This window comes from Bifidobacterium sp. SKU, from assembly GCF_026016405.1.
Lineage (GTDB): Bacteria > Actinomycetota > Actinomycetes > Actinomycetales > Bifidobacteriaceae > Bifidobacterium > Bifidobacterium bifidum.
On the sequence record NZ_CP092890.1, the window covers coordinates 1,748,352 to 1,766,454 of the forward strand.

Consider the following 18,103-nt stretch of genomic DNA (forward strand, 5'->3'; position numbering starts at 1 on the left):
CACAGGTGCTTATCCTGTAAGTATGCTCAACGTTTCGATTATCATCCCCGCGTGGAATGAGGAGGAGCGCATCGCCGACTGCCTGATGAACGCCACGCGCCAGACCGTCGCACCACATGAAGTGATCGTCGTCAACAACCGTTCCACGGACCGCACCTGCGACATCGTCGAACAGTTCCAGCGCGACCATCCCGAAGCTCCGGTCATCCTGCTGCAGCAGAACGAGGATCAAGGACTGATCCCGACCCGCAACTTCGGTCTGAACGCCGCAACCGGCGACGTGTTGGGACGCATCGACGCCGACTGCATGCTCAAACCCGACTGGGTGGAGGTCGTGTCCGGCATCTTCACCGAGGATCCGGACGCCATGGGCGCGACCGGACCGGTGGTGTATTACGACATGCCCGCGAAGGGTGCCGGGCTCGCCGGCGACGACCACATCCGCCGGCACACGTACCGGGCGGACAACGATCAGGTGCTGCTGTTCGGTTCGAACATGGCGATTCGCGCCTCAGCATGGCACGCCATCTCGGGCGAGGTCTGCCGCGACCCGGAGGACGTGATGCACGAGGACATCGACGTGTCGCTGCATCTGCTCAACCATGGTTTCAAGACGGTGTACTCACAGTGCATGATCTGCGGCATCTCCGCACGGCGCATGGACACGTCCTTCGCGTCGTTCCACCGGTACATGCAACGGTTCAAGAACACATTCGCCGCACATCCCGACCATTGGCGCGAGCACCACACCGAGCGGCGCCTGTATGCGCTCTACCCGTGGCTGCACATGCTGTACCCGATTTATCAGCAGCATCTGGCCGCGAAGGACATCAACCCGGCCGAGAAGATCTGGTTCGACGAGCAGATCAAGCTCGTCAAGAGCCATTTCGACAATCCCGAGCAGGTGGACGCCGTCGAATGACGTTGAATGACGTCGGCTGACGCCAGCCGACAGATGATGGTGGGGTTCCAACACGGTATGTGCCGGAACCCCACCATCATCTGTTAGCCGTATCCGTTGCGGATTATCGCGGCTTTCTCCCGCTCACGGGGCCGGCCGGCGGATGGACGCGCCGCCGCGGACCGGTCCCGTGTCGCTCTATCACATCAGCGAGGTGTAGATCTTCAGGATGTCCTCTTCGGTGGCCTTGCGCGGGTTGCCCGGCGTGCACACGTCGTTGAAGGCGTCGTGGGCGAGCGGTGCCAAGTCGGCCTCGGTGGCACCCACCTCGGAAATCGTGGTCGGGTTCTTGAGATCCACGGTCAGCTGGTGGACGGCCTGCACGGCCTCCTCGCGCACCTTCTCAAGGTCGCCGGTGTAGGCGTCCTCGATACCGAACGCGTCGGCGATGTCACGGTACTTTTCGCCGGTGAAGTCCTTGTTGTATTCCATGACCGGGGCCAGCAGGATGCCGTTGGCCACGCCGTGGGCCACGCCGAGACGGCCGCCCAGCGGGTGGGCCATGCCGTGCACGAGGCCCAGGCCGACGTTGGAGTAGGCCATACCGGTGATGTAGGAGGCGTAGGCCATCTGCTCGCCGGCCGGCACGTCGCCGTCGGCGGACTTGGCCAAGTTCTTGGCAATCATGCGGATGGTCTGCATGCTCAGGCAGTCAGACAGGCTCCATGCGCCCGGGGTGATGTAGCCCTCGATGGCGTGGGTCAGGGCGTCCAGGCCGGTGGCGACCTTCAGGCCGCGCGGCATCGTGTCGGTCAGGTCGGGGTCGACGAATGCGACGATCGGGATGTCGTGGGGGTCGACGGCCACGAACTTGCGCTTGTTGGCGGTATCGGTGACCACGTAGTTGATGGTGGTCTCAGAGGCGGTGCCGGCGGTGGTGGGCACGCCGAAGATCGGGACGGACGGGTTCTTGGTGTCGGCCACGCCCTCAAGGGACAGTACGTCGGCGAACTCCGGGTTGGCGGTGATGATGCCGATGCCCTTGCAGGTATCCTGCGGGGAGCCGCCGCCCAGGCCGATCAGGAAGTCGGCGCCGGATTCGGCGAACTTCTTGACGCCGTCCTGGATGCATTCGACCGGCGGGTTCGGCTTGACGTTGTCGAACACCTCATACGGCAGGCCGGCCTCGTCCAGCACATCGGTGACCTTCTTGACAGTTCCGGTCTTCAGCAGGATCGGATCGGTTACGATGAACGCCTTGGTGAAGCCATGGGACTTCGCGACCGCCGGAATCTCCTTGATGGCTCCACGGCCAAAATACGCGGTCTGATTGAAGATCATGCGATATACCATGCTGGCTCTCCTTTGAATGACGCGCGGGCGTTGCGCTCGGCGTATCTGCTATGACAATTCCTATCGTACCTCGAAAACTGGAAACATGCTGGGAAGGTAACGCAAACACAGCAGAGAACAGTTGCGGTATAGCGCTGTAGCATACAATCGCCCCCGCGGCCTTACCCCTACGAAAAATCCCATTTGTCACCGCGTAAGTTTCTTCATCGCAAGTCCCACAAAGCAGTACACGCCGTACCACATTATGAGCCGCCCCGCATCCCGCCGCCCTCATTCATCCCGCCAAAGTCCCATCCGCACGGGCTGAAACGGGACATCGCTCGGACTAGACACTCGGACGACACCCCCATCCGGCCAAAATCCCGTTTGGCGCGGCGCGGATGGGACCACACACGGACGACGTGGCCAGAATGCTCATGCTGGGGACGATGCAAAGAGGCGCTTTCATGCCTGCACATCAATCAGACGCCCGGCTGCGCTCCGCTCAGGAATGATGCACGGCACTCGTCACCTTGATGGCGGTCCATGCGCCGCGTACGGCCAGCAATGCAAGCCATGCGGCGAACAGCAGCGAGCCGACACGCGGCGAAATCAGCCCGGCGATCAACGTGCCCAACGGCGCCGTCTGACATTTCCGCCCGCGCCACGCTTGCTCTTGCCTTCTTCAATCATGCTCACGGGTTTACTCTAGCGCGGGTAACGCCTTCAACCAGCACCGGGTGCAAATTACGGGTTGAAATCGCCGTTCCGGGCAATTCCCCGTGCCAAATCGCCGTTTTAAGGTCCAGAAACGGCGATTTGGCACGGGGAATCACGGATTGCGGCGATTTCAACCCGTAATTTCGGGAAGAGTGAGGGAGGGGGAAGAGACCGGGAGGAGGGAGGGTGCTGGGGGCATGCAGGACCGAGACGCATGCTGACCCTAGCCCACGCAATCGGGTAAGACCCATGACCCGCCCGACTTCTTGACCAGATGCAAGAAACCCGCCATCCCAATGTTTCCAAAGGGTGACGGGTTTTCCGTGGTGGCTCCGAGCGGCATCGATCCGCTGACCTAGCGATTTTCAGTCGCTCGCTCTACCAACTGAGCTACAGAGCCAGTGAACATAAAAACCCGGCGAAAACCGGGTCTTCACATTCCAGCGACCCCGGCCGGACTTGAACCGGTGACCTCCGCCGTGACAGGGCGGCGCTCTAACCAACTGAGCTACGGGGCCATATGCTTGTTTGTAAGCAACGAGTAGATATATTACAGAGTTCTGGGCGATATGCAACTTCGGCGTGTCGCAGCGCCCGCAGAGCCTCCCAGACAGGCCCGAACACCACCGAGGATGAACGCGATTCCCAGTATTTCCAGCACTTCCCGCACCTACCCTATCAGCGCTGCCAACGGCATGATCGCGAGACTGGTGAAGGCGGAGTCGCCGTAATCCTTGTAGACACAATCGCCGTTGATGCAGTACGACCCGTTCCAGATTTCCGGATGATTCACCATGTATACCCCCACCGCGATCGCAAGAATGATGGTGATGATAACGATCACGATGGCAATCGCGCTGATGACGATGCCCGCTATGGCGAACGCCTTGCCGCGTTCCTGCGTGCGGTTGATCTGCCGCAGGGCGATGATCGAGAGAATCAGTCCGGCCGGGCAGAACACGAACGACAGGACGAACCCGACAATCGACATCGTGTTCCATCGATCGTTCGGCGCATAGTATGCCGGCACGCCATAGGGGTTCGCGCCATACAGAGGATACGGAGGATATTGCGCAGCGCCATAGGGAGCCCCGTACTGTGGCTGCTGGGCGCCATACCCCGGTGCTCCATAGCTGCCGGCCTGGCTGTGCTGAGGCTGGCCATACCCTGGCTGGCCCGAGTACCCGGTCTGACCATAATCCGGCTGGCCATATCCGGTCTGACCATACTCACCCTGACCATACGGCGGCACCTGACCATCCGCGGCACCGGCACCCGGAGCCCACGAACCATCGCCCGCCTGCTCATACCCGGCCTGCGTCGGCACCTGCCCGTCATTACCGTCAGTCGGCATGGCACTTGGCGTATTCGATGACATCTCAGGACTCCTTCGGTCGCTATCGTTCCCGCCGCCGCTCACCGCCCGGCGCTACGCCCAGTATATCCTGTCAACGCTTTCATCTCAACGCCAAGGCATCACAGCGCCATCCCCGAACCGGCGCAATACGATCGGACAGACCAGGGCCGACCGCACCGCCCCATCCGCAGACGAAGCGACGCGAACCGGCCCCGTATTCGGTCGAGTCATCATTCAGACGGCGGTACGTCCGGCCATAAGCCGACCGTCAACGCCCAGCAGCCCGACCGGCCACCCAGTCACCCGGCCACCCGTTCAGCCGACCTGCTTCCAGGTGGCGACGTCGATGTGGTGCTCGGGGTTGGCCTGCCACGCATCCCACGCGGACTTGACGATGTCCTCCACGTCGTACTTGGCGTGCCAGCCCAGCTCCTCGTTGATGCGCTTCGGAGAGCCGATCAGGTGTGGCGGGTCGCCTGCGCGACGGGCCATCACGGCCTCGGTGAACGGCAGGCCCGTGACCTTCTTGACCTCGTCGACGATCTGGCGCACGGAGGTGCCCTCGCCGGTACCCACATTGAAGGCGTCGTACTTGCGCTCGTCGCGGTCAAGGTACTTCAGCGCGGCGATGTGAGCGTCGGCCAGGTCGGAGACGTGAATGTAGTCGCGCACGCAGGTGCCGTCCGGGGTCGGGTAGTCGTCGCCGAAGATGGCCGGCGCCTTGCCCTTCTTCAGGCGGTCGAACAGCATCGGGATGAGATTGAGGATCGCGGGGTCCTCCAGCTCCACCGGACCGCATCCGGCCACGTTGAAGTAGCGCAGCGCGCAGAAGCGGATGCCGAACGGCTGCTCGCAGGCGCGGGCCATCCACTCGCCGAACAGCTTGGTCTGGCCGTAGGGGTTGATCGGCAGCATAGGGACGACGTCCTCGGGCACCACGTCGACCGGCGGCACGCCGTAGGTGGCGGCGGAGGACGAGAAGACGAGCTTCTTGGCGTTCTTGGACTGGGTCATGCCGGTGAGCACGTTGAGCATGCCGTTGATGTTCTGCTGGTAGTACCACAGCGGCTTCTCGACGGATTCGCCGACCTGCTTGCGCGCGGCGAAGTGGATGACGGAATCGACGTCTTCGGCGTCGAGGATCTCGGCGAGGCGGTCGCCGGCGCCCGGCGCGGCGATATCCATGCCATACAACCGCGCGCCTTCGATGCGGGCGGGCTTTCCGTAGCTCAGATCGTCGACGACGACAACGCGTTCGCCGGCTTGATGGAGCGCATGGACGACGTGGGCACCGATGTATCCGCACCCACCGGTAACGAGAACTGTCATGTCTGTCCTTTCGTGACCGCGAGCATAACCATCGGCATCCGCGACGACTGACCATAACCAATGGTTAACGATAGTTGAATGTTTGATTATGCTCGCTTTTGTTATTTTTCCGAACAGTTTTATCGTAGCACATGAACATAAGAGAACAAAATATGTTCATTGAAACATTACCGACATTCCAGACCATGCACAGATGACAGGCGAGACGGCCCATCGAAGCACGGCGGCCACGAAGGAGGTCAACGGCCCCGGGATAATATGGCACATACCACGACCGACCAGAAACGAGGAAACCGTGCCAGAGCAGATCGAACAGCCGACTTTCACCCCGCGTCCGGTACTGTCGTTCGTGCGGCGATCCGGCCGTCTGGACGCGCGGCTGCAACGCGCGTGGGACAACTACGCCGACACGTATCTGCTGGACATCAACGACGGCGAGGGGTCGCTGGACGTGCGCGACGACTTCACGCTCGACCGCGACACCATCGCCGTGACCTGGGGCAACGCCAATCCGCTGATCGTCGAAATCGGCACCGGACAAGGCGAGAACATCGTCGCCGCCGCGGCCGCGCACCCCGACGTCAACTTCCTCGCGCTGGAGGTGTACGACCCCGGCGTCGCGCACACGCTGCTGCTCGCCGGCAAGCAGCGGCTCGGCAACCTTCGCATCGCGCAGGTGAACGCGCCCGAACTATTCGCCGCGACCGCCCCCGGCTCCATCGCCGAGGTCTGGACGTTCTTCCCCGACCCTTGGCCGAAGATGAAGCACCACAAGCGCCGCATCGTGCAGCCGCAGCTCGCGCAGTCCATCCACGGCGCGCTAGCCGACGGCGGGGCGTGGCGCATCGCGACCGACATCGAAGACTACGCCCTGCACGTGCACGAGGTGATGGACGGGCGCACGGACTTCCGCAACGCCGGCACGATCGCCGTCAGCCTGCCCACCGGGCACGTCGGCAAGGGCAACGCCGAGCTCGCCGACGACATGCCGCACGCCGATTTCACCGAATCGGAGCGATTCGACGACCGGGTGCTCACCAATTTCGAAAAGAAGGGACTCGCCGCGGGCCGGGTCATCCACGACCTCACCTATATCGCGGTGTGACGCCGATTACGGCGTGTCGCGGATTTGCATTATCTCCGCAGCTCACGTAATGTATATCGAGTTGTCAGCCCCCATCGTCTAACGGTTAGGACACCAGACTTTCAATCTGACAACGAGAGTTCGACTCTCTCTGGGGGTACTCACCAGCTCCGGGTTCCACGAGGTATCGTGGCTCGGAGTCTTTTGTTTCCAACGGTTTCAGGCCATCAGCTTGGCCTTCAGCTGCTCGAACAGGAAATCGCGCGGTGGTCGCTGCCACCAAAGATGCACCTAAGTTCCTCTCTCCCAGCATCTGACGCATGAGCGTGTCGTCCAGCAGGGACATCACGGGCACGCCGAAGTAGTCGGCCAGCGCCGCGATGTCGGGGATGCTCCACGTGTTCTTGTTCTTCATCTTCGCGCTGACTCCGCCCCTGGTCATCTTCAGAGGCTCCGTGAGCGCCGTCTGGGACAGGCCGTGCGCGGTGAGGGACGTGGAGCCGAAGACAAATTGTCCCGGAATCTTGGACAGAAAGTCACCCAATAGACAAGTGATAAACAATTCTCCCCTCATCCCCTTCGGGGATGCTCCCCTCAACGCCGAATCAGCCTCCACGAAGCCGGTCGCTGATCCGAAGCCCGAACCCGTTCCGGCGACCATGGCCGATCGCAAGGCCGTCCACTCGCTGCTGATCGACAGGCCGTACGGTGAGATCGTCGCGACGATGGACTGGGCGTACCGATCTACGGGGCGGCGCTGCTGCGCACCTCGTTGTGTCAGGAACACATCGAAGGCGTCATCTCGCAGGAGGCATGCCCGGTATGCGCATACGACAAACGCAACCACGCCACCCACGGCATCGCCGGACGGCGCAAGGCGAAAGCCGGCGCACAGGCAGAGGCGGTGCGGCCATGAGCGGGGACGGGCAGCATCTTGAGGCGCGGAAGAAGGCCAGCGAATGCCGCGACTTCCCGCAACCATGGTCCGACTACCTGTGGTCGCTGGAGTTCGAGCACCGTCCCGGCGACGCGAAGCCGTTCATCAGGCGCTTTGCGGCTGTTTGCTTATCTTGGTCGAAAATATCCTACCCAAAAAGCGCTCTTCTCTTACTCCCCCAACAACCCAACGGAGAAACCCCACCCACGAGAACAGCAATAGCGCCCAATTTTCTCACCTTCTATTTCCTTCAAATAAGAACGGCGGGCTCCTTTGACAAGGAGCCCGCCATAATCCTTTTATCAGCCGCCACCAACGCGGTATGCGGTGCAGATATCGGGATCATTTACTTCGGAAATCATGAACGCTTCATCCTGCATGATTCACCTCAGCTCGACCCTACTGCTTGTCGGCTTCCTCGGAGGCGAGTCGTCCTTCGAGCTGTTCGACGATGTGGGCGTGCATGTTCTCGTCGATCTTGACGGTCAGGAGGAAGACGACGAGGCTGGCGACGATGCCGGCGAGCGGCAGGTAGTAGGCGCAGGTCTTGAACGTGCGGATGTTCGCGGCGGTCATGTCGGCGGCGGTGGCGTTACCGACCATTCCGGCGGCGACGACCACGAAGCCCACGATGCCGTTGGACAGGGCGCCAGCGATCTTGTCGAGCATCGGGCGCACGGAGAGGGTGACGGCCTCGTTGCGCTTGCCGGTCTTGAGCTGGCCGTATTCGATGGAGTCGGTCATGCTCAGGATGGCGGTCATCTGGATGGTCTGCGCGGGAAGGTAGAAGAGGACGAGCGCGACGATGACGACGGGCAAGTTCATGGGCGCGATGATGAACAGCGTGTAGCCGGCGATCATGAGCGCCATGCCGGCGGTGTACAGCCAGCGGCGCGGGATGCGGCGGTTGAGCACCGGGTAGAGGGGCGTGGTGCCCAGTCCGGTGATGACCGGGATGATGCCGGCGATGGAGAAGCTGTCCGGAGCTCCGAGCACGTACTTGAACTGATAAAAAAGCACGCCGGTGGTGGCGACGTTGGCCACGGAGTACAGCAGATAGCTGAGGGCCACCCACAGGAGCTGGTCGTTCTGGGCGATGGCCTTGAACGCCTCGATGGGGTTGCCGTTGGCCTCGGCCTTGGCGCGCAGCCCGCCTTGGTTCTCTCGGGTGCCGAACGCGACGCTCCACGCGGTGAGCAAGCCGAGCACGGCGATGATGATGGCGAACGCCGCCCAGCCGGTGCGGCCCTGCTCCCACTGGCCGGTGAACTTCCAGGTGAACCAGCTGACGACGGGCACGACGATGACGGTGACGCCGTTGTAGCCGATGGATCCGGTGAACGCGCCGAGCGCGGTGTACGTGCTGCGCTCGTGCGAGTCGGAGGAGATCGCGGGGATCATGCCCCAGTAGGAGATGTCGCGCAGCGAGTAGATCACGTCGAGCAGGATGAACACGATGACGAACAGGACCATGAACACGCCGGTGTTCACGTCCACGAGGCCGAACAGGCCGGTGAACACCATGATCAGCAGGATGCCGGGCACGATGCCGCCGATGAACTGCCACGGGCGGAACCGGCCCCATCGGGTGTTCGTGTTGTCCACGAGGTTGCCGAGCAGCGGGTCGAGGAAGATCTCCGCGATGCGGATGACCACCACGAGTCCGGTGATCACCGCGATGAGGCGTTTGGCAAGCGTCTTGTCCACGTCGATGAACAGCGCGGTGGTCACGAACGTGATGAAGAACGTGCTCATCGTGTTGTAGAACGCGGCCTGGCCCAGGTTACCGAATGCGTATGCGATCTTCTGACCCGTGTTCCGCGTGGGCTGCGGCCTTCCGGTCGTTTCCGTGTGTTGTGTGGTGGATCCGCTCATGGTGTGGTGGCCTCCTTGCGACCTGTAAAGAATCCGTGCGCGTGAACCGCTCCGATCCCGCAAAGCGTGAGTATAGAACTTTCTTGAAAAAGTAGAAAACTATACCGCGTGTCGCAAATCATGCCAACGTTCTGCAACCGGCACTCCGTGTGGATGAGTAAGGTTTGAAGCCTGCTTGATGTGCTTGAATCTTAAGAAATCCACGTATTTTGCATGTTGCAGGCCTTGTGCCGCGAAATGCTGGAAAGAATTTGCGCAATCAAGTAACAGTATTTATCCTTGTTGTACAAGGAACCCGATTCAACGAGGTTCCCTCACTGCGGCGGCAACGACGCGACGCAATCCGATGCGAAAGCGAGGACATCATGAACACAACCGACGATCAGCGGAAGAACGGCGATCCGATCGTCTCCCCGTCCATACCGACGACGGCATGGCTCGCCGACCCGCGCGTGTACGCGGTTCACCGGCTCGACGCCCATTCCGATCATGCGTGCTGGTCTCGCTCCCCAGTCGACGGCGAGAGCACGGATCTCAGGCAGAGCCTTGACGGCGAATGGCGGGTCCGCGTCGAGACGGCGCCGACGGGCCGTTTCCCCGATGGGACGAGCGACGGGCCGGACTGGATCAGCGACGTGTCGCCTCTGTTCGCCGCGCCCGGATTCGACGATTCGTCGTTCTCACGCGTGCAGGTGCCCTCGCATCTGGAGACTGCGGGGCTGCTTGCCCCGCAGTACGTGAACGTGCAGTACCCGTGGGACGGACATGAGGACCCGAAGGCCCCGGCCATCCCCGAGCACGGCCATGTGGCGGTCTACCGGCGCGAGTTCGACGCAGATGGCGAAGTCGCCCAGGCCGTGCGCGAAGGGCGCCCGGTGACGCTTACCTTCCAGGGCGCGGCCACAGCCATCTACGTGTGGCTCAACGGCTCGTTCATTGGCTACGCCGAGGACTCCTTCACACCCAGCGAGTTCGACGTGACGGACGCGATCAAGGTGGACGGCAACGTGCTGGCGGTCGCCTGCTACGAGTATTCGAGCGCGAGCTGGTTGGAGGATCAGGACTTCTGGCGTCTGCACGGCCTGTTCCGCTCCGTCGAACTCAACGCGAGGCCCGCCGCCCACGTCGCCGACCTCCATGCCGACGCCGACTGGGATCTCGCCACATCAAGGGGTTCGCTCTCGCTGGATGTGCTGATCGACGGTGCCGCGAACGCCGCGACGGCCGACTTCGCACTATGGGACAAGAACGGCACCATCGTCTGGCACATCGTCACGAAAGCGGACGGAACGCTGCACGCCGAGGCCGAGATCGATGACGCGGCACCATGGAGCGCCGAACGCCCCGACCTGTACGAGCTATCCGTCACCCTGCTCGACGCGGACGGCAAGGTCCTGGAGACCGCTCGCACTCGCATCGGCTTCCGGCATGTGGCCATCGAGGACGGCATCCTCAAGCTCAACGGCAAGCGCCTCGTGTTCCGCGGCGTCAACCGCCACGAGTTCGACTGCCGGCGCGGCCGGGCCATCACCGAAGAGGACATGCTGTGGGACATCCGCTTCATGAAGCGCCACAACATCAACGCGGTGCGCACCTCGCACTATCCGAACCAGTCACGCTGGTACGAACTGTGCGACGAATACGGCATCTACCTGATCGACGAGACCAATCTGGAGACCCATGGCAGCTGGAACAGCCCCGGCGACATCCCCGTGGGAACCTCCGTCCCCGGTGACGACGAGGCCTGGCTGGGCGCGTGCATCGACCGGCTGGACAGCATGATCCTGCGCGACCGCAACCATCCCAGCGTGCTCGTCTGGTCGCTGGGCAACGAATCCTACGCGGGCGAAGTCCTCAAGGCCATGAGCGCGCACGCGCACCAACTTGATCCGGGTCGTCCCGTCCACTACGAAGGTGTCAACTGGAACCATGCCTACGACGGGATCAGCGACTTCGAAAGCCGTATGTACGCCAAGCCGGCCGAGATCCAAGACTGGCTCGAACACGGCGACGAACGGGGCGAGGCGAGCAAGCCGTTCGTCAGCTGTGAGTACATGCATGCCATGGGCAACTCGTGCGGCGGTCTGAGCGAGTTCATCGACCTCGAACGGTACGAGCGCTACTCCGGCGGGTTCATCTGGGATTACATCGACCAGGGGCTCGTCCAGCGTCTGCCCGACGGGAGCGAACGCCTCAGCGTCGGCGGAGAATGGGGCGACCGTCCAACCGACTACGAATTCGTGGGCAACGGCATCGTGTTCGCCGACCGCACGCCCAGCCCCAAGGCGCAGGAGGTCAAGCAGCTGTATTCGCCGGTCAAGCTCGCCCCCGACGGGCACGGCGTGACCATCGAGAACCGCAACCTGTTCGCCGGCACCGACGGCTACGTGTTCGCCGCACGGCTCCTCGAAGACGGGCATGAGATCTGGCATGCCGACTACCGTTTCGACGTGGCCGCAGGAGATACCCAACACCATGACATCGCCTTCCCGGACATCGACGCGGACGGGGATACGCGCGAAGTCACCTACGAGGTCGATCTCCTGCTCGCCGAAGCCACCGCATGGGCGCCGGCCGGCTACGAGCTCGCGTTCGGCCAACTCACCGGCACGCTCAACCCCGAACAGGACATCACCGAGACCAGCCATGACGACGACGGCCGCGCAACTCGCACGCTCAGCCGATGGAACGCCGGCATCCGCCGCGACGACGAGGAAATCCTCCTGTCACGCACTCAGGGAGGCATCGTCTCCTGGAAGCGCGACGACCGGGAAATGGTCATCCGTCGCCCCGAACTCGTCACGTTCCGCCCATTGACCGACAACGATCGCGGTAACCATTCCGGTTTCGACCGTGCCGCATGGTTCGCGGCCGGCCGATACGCCATCGTAACCGAAACGAAAATCCATGAAAGCGATGACGGTCTCGTAGCGGAATACCAGTACGAGCTTGCCGATCCGAACCACACGCCCGTGTCCGTCACTTACCATGTCAACTCCGATATGCGTATGCAACTGACCGTCGAATATCCCGGGAACGCCACTGACATGGCCAGTCTGCCCGCGTTCGGCATCGAATGGGAGCTGCCCGGCGAATACGATCGTCTGCGCTACTACGGCCCCGGCCCCGAGGAGACCTACCGCGACCGTAAGCAGGGCGGCAAGCTCGGCATCTGGGACGCCACCGCGAAGGCGAGCATGGCGCCGTATCTCATGGTGCAGGAAACCGGCAGCCACGAGGACGTCCGCTGGCTCGAAGCCACCGACATCCAAGGCCACGGATTGCGCGTCACCCAACGCGGCGACCGTCACTTCACGGCCAGCCTGCTGCCCTGGAACACCTACATGATCGAGGCCGCGCGCCGCCACGAGGACCTGCCCGAACCGCGCCACAACTACCTGCGCCTGCTCGCGGCCCAGATGGGCGTCGGCGGAGACGACTCCTGGGGAGCCCCCGTCCACACGGTCTACCAGCTGCCCGCCGGCAGGCCGCTCACCCTCGACGTGAACCTCGAACTCATCTGACCGGCAACGGGCGGCGGCATGCACCACCATGCCGCCGCCGGCCCCGCCTACGACGCGGCGATCGAGGCCACGGGCGCTGCGGCCGCGGACGGCACCGGCGAGGAGGCGTTCGAGCACGCCTGCCGCACGGTCGGCATCAACCCGCCAGGTCCTCTCGCTCATCACCAACCCGATGGACGTGATCTGCCGCAACATCCGCACCGTGCGCGAGAAGATGGCAACCCGCCCCGACATCCTCGGCTGCCACCTCGAAGGCCCGTTCCTCGCCCTCAAGTGCAAGGGCGCGCACGAGCCGAACTGCCTCAAGGACCCGGTGCCCGAACTCGTGGACCGCATGCTCGACACCTCGGGCACCGACCTCGCCGCCGGCAAGCTCGGCTGCATCCGCCAGATCACCATCTCGACCCCACCGACTGGACCGCCCAACACGTCTGGTGCGCCGGCCGCCAGGTGGAGTAAACTCCTTCCAGCAAAATCGACGCCGGTGCCGCCCGTCTTCGAGACGACGTCTTACGCCTGAGGAACGAAGCTTGCGCGCGGCACCAGTTCGGTCGTCAGCAGGATGTGACGATGCACCCGCCGCTCATGCTTCAACCCATCGATCAGGGTGGAGAACGCCATGCGGGCCAACTCCCTTTGATCGATCGCATACGAACTCAGCGGCGGCGACGTGTACCGGGCGATCGACTGGTTGTTCACACTCACCACGGCCAACTCGTCGGGAACCTCCACGCGCAGTGCGTTCAACGCCTGCAACGCCCCCACCGCAAGCACGTCGGCAGCCACGATCAAACCATCGGGCATGCTGCCGGCCTCACGATGGTCAGCCACCAACTGCTCCGCGAGACGATAGCCGTTCTCCACGGTGAACGTGCCGGACGAATACACCAATCCGTCCGTTTCCAATCCCAGATGCGCGGCCCACTGACGGAACGACAGCTCGCGAATGTCCTCGGGATAGTCATGCATGCCCATGATGCTGCCCACGCCGCCGAGAAACGCGATACGACTGCGGCCCGCCGCGATCATCGCGTCCAAGGCGTCCAGCATCGTCTGCGACAGATCGGGACGCACGGAGTCGAACAGGCGCGGCGCCGGATTCGTGTCGATGCACACGCCATGCGGGAGCACCATATGCAGGGCGCGCAGGTCCGCTTCGGGAAACACCGTGGCTCCCACGGTGATGAACCCATCAAACTCCGTTGCGCGTTCCGTCAACTCGTGTATGGACCGGATGAACGTGAGCTGGTCCAATTCCAACGACTCCGCACGCTCCGCAAGAACCTTCCGCAGATCGGCGAAGTACGCGTCCTGCAATTCCTCCCCGGACGGAGGCGCATCCAACACCGCGATCGCGGGACGGAACACGTTGCGATACCCCATCTCCTCGCACACGCGCAACACACGCCGACGCGTCTCCTCCTTGATGGAGAACGACGGGTCGTTCAACAAGCGTGACACCGTGCTCTGCGACACCCCGGCCCGTCCCGCGACTTCCTTGAGCGTGGCCATGACATCCTCCCCGCAAACTTTAGTAAAGGGTTTTACTACAGCATAACCCGGGAAGGCGGGGTTAGCGGCATTGGCGGCGTGGAAGTTTACCCATGACTGGTAGACTGCACATATTCCGGCAACAGGGGCAATGCATAGGGGGTGGCGGGCATGTGCAGCAACATTCCCGTCACCTTACGATTCTTATAGCGTGTCAGGTAAAAGAATTAGGATTCTCAATCCACCTTCCGGCCGCGCCTGCAGACTCAAATGGCCAATGATGGGGTACGTGATCCGTATATTCCGAAATCCTCATCATCGTCGGCGGACACTATCAGCACGGCAGCCTACTCGATTCATAGGCTGCCGTTTTCATTTATCAATGCTCTCACGAAGGGAGCGTAAGACATCTAGCGGCCACATCGAGGTAGGGGGCTGGCCATGCTGATCGGCTCCTCGTTGGTCTGCATGACGCGCGGGCGGACGGTATGCCGTGGCGGTGCGGATGGCGCATCGTCCGACGGGCTGGCGCACGGTGTTTGTGTCGCCGACGTTGCCGACGTTGCTGATGTTGCCGGGGGTAATAGTGATGATGGCGTTGCCGGCGCGTGTTCGGGCGAATCCGACGTCTGGCACAAGACCGTCATCTGCTGGCTCGTCCTGGTCGCATACCTGTACATCCAATGCGAGAACTATGCGTTCGCCGCCCTGCCGCTCCTCGTGTTCGCCGCCTCGAAGGCGAGGCGCGAGCGCTGATTCCTCGCGGGCCGACGCATCGACGCGCCCCGAGATGGACCAAAATCCAGAATAACCGACATTCGCCGCTGTTCCGTCTTTCGCCCAAGGCGTATATCTACCCGTATCTTGAGGTGCATCATGTATTGTCGCGGCTAACTAACCGGCGAAACGCGGCATGTTTCGCATTCTGGGCGAAAAGCCCAAGGCCCACAGGAGGTATTGATGACGTTCGTTGCACGGTCGGTGCGCTATGTGCTCAGAAAACGAGTGCGAACCATAGTGCTCCTCATAGTATTGACCATCATAACAGCGAGCATGCTATCCACGATCGCGGTTTCTCGAGCAGCTCAACAGGCCGCCGGACGAATCGAGAAGGAAGCGGTCGGCGGATTCGTGCTGGCCAGCAACCTGCAGGGCAGCATGCTCACGCCTCGCGGAGGTGGCATGGTGCGTCCCGCCGACGTGCGCAGGATCGCCCAACTGCCCGGAGTCGATTCGTATATGGTCCGTCAGAACGCCACTGCCGATCTCGTGGGGGCGAATGTGGCGAAGGTCCCCGGCGGCGATGATTACGATGCGACCAAGGAGCAGCAGTTCGGCAACGCCGCCAACGTCATAGGCACGAATGATTCGTCGAAACTCAACGTGTTCACGTCGCGCACGCTCGGCATGGCCGAAGGACGGCATCTGAAGGCCTCCGACAAGTACACGTCGATGATCCATGAGGATCTCGCCAAAGCCAACGGGCTCAAAGTCGGAGACACGCTCACGCTCAAGGCCAACGCCTACGACGCCGACAACGAATCACATTCGACGGCGACCGTCAAGACCACCATCGTGGGCATATTCAAGGGCGACAGCGCCAGAAAGGTATCCAGCCGAGCGGAACTCACCGCCAACACCATCTACACCGATCTGGATACCACACGCGATCTGTACCAGTACAAGGACAGCAAGGAAATATACCAGGACGCCACCTTCGTGCTGTCCAAGGGCGTTGACGTGGAGAAGACCATGGACGCCGCAAAGAAACTCCCGGTGGATTGGAACAACTATCAGATCACACGCAACGACCAGTATTCGTCGAGCATGCTGCATGCCGCCCGCGGCGTGCGCTCCATGATGCGCGGCGCCCTGATCGGCGTGACCGTCTCGGCCGTGCTCGTGCTCAGTCTCATGCTGCTGCTGTGGATGAACGACCGCCGTCAGGAGATGGGCATACTGGTGTCCCTTGGTGTCGGCAAGCCCTCCCTGGTCGCCCAATACCTCACCGAGATGGTGCTGATCGGTCTGCCGTCCCTCGCCCTCGGCTGGCTGTGCGCGCAGGGAATGGCCCAATGGCTCGGCACCACGGCGCTCCATTCCGTGAACGCCTCCGCGGCGAAGGAGCTGAGCAGCATGGGGCAGGTCGGCGGCGATCTTGAATCCAGCATGTCGGTGCGCACCCTGGATTCGCTCACGGTGTCGGTCGACGGGACCGCCATGCTGTACGTGGCGCTCGGATTGTTGGCGGTGATGCTGGTGTGCGTCGCGGTGGCGTGCATACCGATGCTGCGCAAATCGCCGCGAGACCTGTCGGAGATTCGATGATGAGCATGAATGTGTGGAAGCGTGCCACGTTGGCGATCGTACGCAAGCCGGTACGCAGCGGCATCATCGGTCTGCTGATGCTGATGGTCTTCACGAGCCTGGTGGCGCAGGTCGGAGTCTCGACGGCCCTGCGCACCATGTCCGACAGCATCGGCGCGGGCATGGGCATAGGGTTTACCGTCAGCGCCGGCGAGAATCCCATCAGCGCCGAGGAGGCGAGCCGGTTCTCGCGTATCCCCGGTGTGACGAAGACCGCCTATGCGACGAAGACCTTGGCGCAGGTGGATGGCGCACGCCCGGTCGTGCCCCGGCAGGGTCCCCGATTGGACTCCGATCTGGCCATGCAGGTCAGCGTGCTGGGCACCACCGATTCCTCATTGTCAGAGGAATTCCAGAGCGGCCTGTACCGCCTGGAGCAGGGCCGCCATATCTCTGGCGACGGCGACAATGTGCTGGTCCACCGCGACTTCGCGCTGCAGAACGGCCTATCGATCGGCTCGACATTCCGTCTCCGGCAGGAGGGGCGCAACGCCACGGTGCGTGTGGCCGGGATCTTCTCCGGCAACGTGCAGGCCCAAAGCCCCCTGCCCTCGGACACTTCCGAGAACCTCATCTATTCGGGTAGGCGAGTAGCTTCCGCTCTGACCGGAAACGACCGGATCGACATGATCCGATGCCTGTCGGATAATCCGCAGGACCTGTCCGCGGCGGTCAGTCAGGCCAAGACCATGGCCGGTGGCAAGTACGACGTCACCGACGATTCGGCCCGGCTCTCCGGCGTCCTGCAATCCGTGCAGACGGTGCGTGATCTGGTGCGCATGGTGCTGCTGTCCGTCTGCCTCGCGGACGTACTGGTGCTGGCGATGGCGCTGGTCTTCTGGATTCGCTCACGCATCCATGAGATAGGCACGCTTCTGGCCCTCGGCATCGACAAGATGCGGATAGTCGCACAACTCGCCATCGAAACCGGACTCATGGCGGCGGTCGCCGCCCTGTGTTCGCTGGGCACCGGCGCCATGCTGTCGGGATACGTGTCTTCCCGACTGTTGCGCGATTCGGGCGTCGCGCCGTTGGAATCGTTGCACGTGGAGGCCTTGCCGCCTGAGCAGACGCTGCTCATCCTGCTGCTCGGATGCGCGGTCATCGCCGTGGCCCTTGCCGTGTCATGCGCCGCCGTGCTGTCCAAATCCCCGAAATCCATTCTTTCCTCTATGCGTTAGGAGTC

Annotated in this window: 11 protein-coding genes, 3 tRNA genes and 2 pseudogenes; 8 read left to right on the forward strand and 8 right to left on the reverse strand. The window is 62.5% G+C overall.

Annotated elements, in window-relative coordinates; all coding sequences use genetic code 11:
- The first annotated feature begins 22 nt into the window (after positions 1 to 22).
- Entirely contained in the window at positions 23 to 922 is a 900-nt protein-coding gene (locus MMB49_RS07475) for a glycosyltransferase (protein ID WP_003814755.1), read from the forward strand.
- Positions 923 to 1,102: 180 nt separating this feature from the next.
- Here the strand turns inward: MMB49_RS07475 and fucO are convergent, their stop codons facing one another.
- The 6 genes from fucO to galE all read right to left on the reverse strand — a co-directional run bounded on the left by fucO (position 1,103) and on the right by galE (position 5,639).
- The gene (gene fucO, locus MMB49_RS07480; RefSeq protein WP_003816288.1) at positions 1,103 to 2,254 is read right to left on the reverse strand and encodes a lactaldehyde reductase; all 1,152 of its coding nucleotides are present in this window, start codon (positions 2,252 to 2,254) and stop codon (positions 1,103 to 1,105) included.
- 484 nt (positions 2,255 to 2,738) lie between these two features.
- Entirely contained in the window at positions 2,739 to 2,870 is a 132-nt protein-coding gene (locus MMB49_RS07485; RefSeq protein ID WP_003816289.1) for a hypothetical protein, read from the reverse strand.
- A gap of 407 nt (positions 2,871 to 3,277) precedes the next feature.
- A tRNA-Phe gene (locus MMB49_RS07490) sits at positions 3,278 to 3,353 on the reverse strand.
- 44 nt (positions 3,354 to 3,397) lie between these two features.
- Positions 3,398 to 3,471 (reverse strand) — tRNA-Asp (locus MMB49_RS07495).
- A 152-nt stretch (positions 3,472 to 3,623) separates the two neighbouring features.
- Entirely contained in the window at positions 3,624 to 4,331 is a 708-nt protein-coding gene (locus MMB49_RS07500; protein WP_047270770.1) for a DUF4190 domain-containing protein, read from the reverse strand.
- A 294-nt stretch (positions 4,332 to 4,625) separates the two neighbouring features.
- Positions 4,626 to 5,639, reverse strand: a complete 1,014-nt coding sequence (galE, locus tag MMB49_RS07505) for a UDP-glucose 4-epimerase GalE (RefSeq protein ID WP_003818197.1) — start codon at positions 5,637 to 5,639, stop codon at positions 4,626 to 4,628.
- 193 nt (positions 5,640 to 5,832) lie between these two features.
- On the opposite strand from galE, the gene trmB reads away from it, so the two are divergent.
- The gene (gene trmB, locus MMB49_RS07510; protein WP_014760568.1) at positions 5,833 to 6,744 is read left to right on the forward strand and encodes a tRNA (guanosine(46)-N7)-methyltransferase TrmB; all 912 of its coding nucleotides are present in this window, start codon (positions 5,833 to 5,835) and stop codon (positions 6,742 to 6,744) included.
- 67 nt (positions 6,745 to 6,811) lie between these two features.
- Positions 6,812 to 6,883 (forward strand) — tRNA-Glu (locus tag MMB49_RS07515).
- Between the two features lie 1,176 nt (positions 6,884 to 8,059).
- Here MMB49_RS07515 and MMB49_RS07520 read toward each other — a convergent pair.
- The gene (locus MMB49_RS07520; protein WP_003814741.1) at positions 8,060 to 9,535 is read right to left on the reverse strand and encodes a glycoside-pentoside-hexuronide (GPH):cation symporter; all 1,476 of its coding nucleotides are present in this window, start codon (positions 9,533 to 9,535) and stop codon (positions 8,060 to 8,062) included.
- A gap of 365 nt (positions 9,536 to 9,900) precedes the next feature.
- Here MMB49_RS07520 and MMB49_RS07525 point away from each other — a divergent pair, with 365 nt between their 5' ends.
- Together MMB49_RS07525 and MMB49_RS07530 are read left to right on the forward strand one after the other, a co-directional pair.
- On the forward strand, positions 9,901 to 13,059 hold the full coding sequence (locus MMB49_RS07525; RefSeq protein WP_047270774.1) for a glycoside hydrolase family 2 TIM barrel-domain containing protein: 3,159 nt from the start codon (positions 9,901 to 9,903) through the stop codon (positions 13,057 to 13,059).
- 136 nt (positions 13,060 to 13,195) lie between these two features.
- Positions 13,196 to 13,462, forward strand: a pseudogene (locus MMB49_RS07530) (N-acetylglucosamine-6-phosphate deacetylase); the annotation flags it as partial.
- A 107-nt stretch (positions 13,463 to 13,569) separates the two neighbouring features.
- On the opposite strand, the gene MMB49_RS07535 reads toward MMB49_RS07530, so the two are convergent.
- A complete protein-coding gene (locus MMB49_RS07535) occupies positions 13,570 to 14,571 on the reverse strand; it encodes a LacI family DNA-binding transcriptional regulator (RefSeq protein ID WP_047270776.1) in 1,002 nt (333 codons plus the stop codon).
- A gap of 411 nt (positions 14,572 to 14,982) precedes the next feature.
- Between MMB49_RS07535 and MMB49_RS07540 the strand changes: the two are divergent.
- From MMB49_RS07540 to MMB49_RS07550, 3 genes and pseudogenes are all read left to right on the forward strand, one after another.
- Positions 14,983 to 15,361 (forward strand): annotated as a pseudogene (locus MMB49_RS07540) (hypothetical protein); the annotation flags it as partial.
- A 149-nt stretch (positions 15,362 to 15,510) separates the two neighbouring features.
- Positions 15,511 to 16,878, forward strand: coding sequence for an ABC transporter permease (locus MMB49_RS07545; RefSeq protein ID WP_047270782.1), 1,368 nt, complete (start codon positions 15,511 to 15,513; stop codon positions 16,876 to 16,878).
- The gene (locus MMB49_RS07550) at positions 16,875 to 18,098 is read left to right on the forward strand and encodes an ABC transporter permease (RefSeq protein ID WP_047270783.1); all 1,224 of its coding nucleotides are present in this window, start codon (positions 16,875 to 16,877) and stop codon (positions 18,096 to 18,098) included. Before MMB49_RS07545 ends, MMB49_RS07550 begins: the two co-directional genes overlap by 4 nt.
- The last annotated feature ends 5 nt before the right edge of the window (positions 18,099 to 18,103 follow it).

Coding starts and splice junctions, on each gene's coding strand:
- MMB49_RS07475 (WP_003814755.1), top strand. CDS start 23: ATGCTCAACGTTTCGATTATCATCCCCGCGTGGAATGAGGAGGAGCGC.
- fucO (WP_003816288.1), bottom strand. CDS start 2,254: ATGGTATATCGCATGATCTTCAATCAGACCGCGTATTTTGGCCGTGGA.
- MMB49_RS07500 (WP_047270770.1), bottom strand. CDS start 4,331: ATGTCATCGAATACGCCAAGTGCCATGCCGACTGACGGTAATGACGGG.
- galE (WP_003818197.1), bottom strand. CDS start 5,639: ATGACAGTTCTCGTTACCGGTGGGTGCGGATACATCGGTGCCCACGTC.
- trmB (WP_014760568.1), top strand. CDS start 5,833: ATGACAGGCGAGACGGCCCATCGAAGCACGGCGGCCACGAAGGAGGTC.
- MMB49_RS07520 (WP_003814741.1), bottom strand. CDS start 9,535: ATGAGCGGATCCACCACACAACACACGGAAACGACCGGAAGGCCGCAG.
- MMB49_RS07525 (WP_047270774.1), top strand. CDS start 9,901: ATGAACACAACCGACGATCAGCGGAAGAACGGCGATCCGATCGTCTCC.
- MMB49_RS07535 (WP_047270776.1), bottom strand. CDS start 14,571: ATGGCCACGCTCAAGGAAGTCGCGGGACGGGCCGGGGTGTCGCAGAGC.
- MMB49_RS07545 (WP_047270782.1), top strand. CDS start 15,511: ATGACGTTCGTTGCACGGTCGGTGCGCTATGTGCTCAGAAAACGAGTG.
- MMB49_RS07550 (WP_047270783.1), top strand. CDS start 16,875: ATGATGAGCATGAATGTGTGGAAGCGTGCCACGTTGGCGATCGTACGC.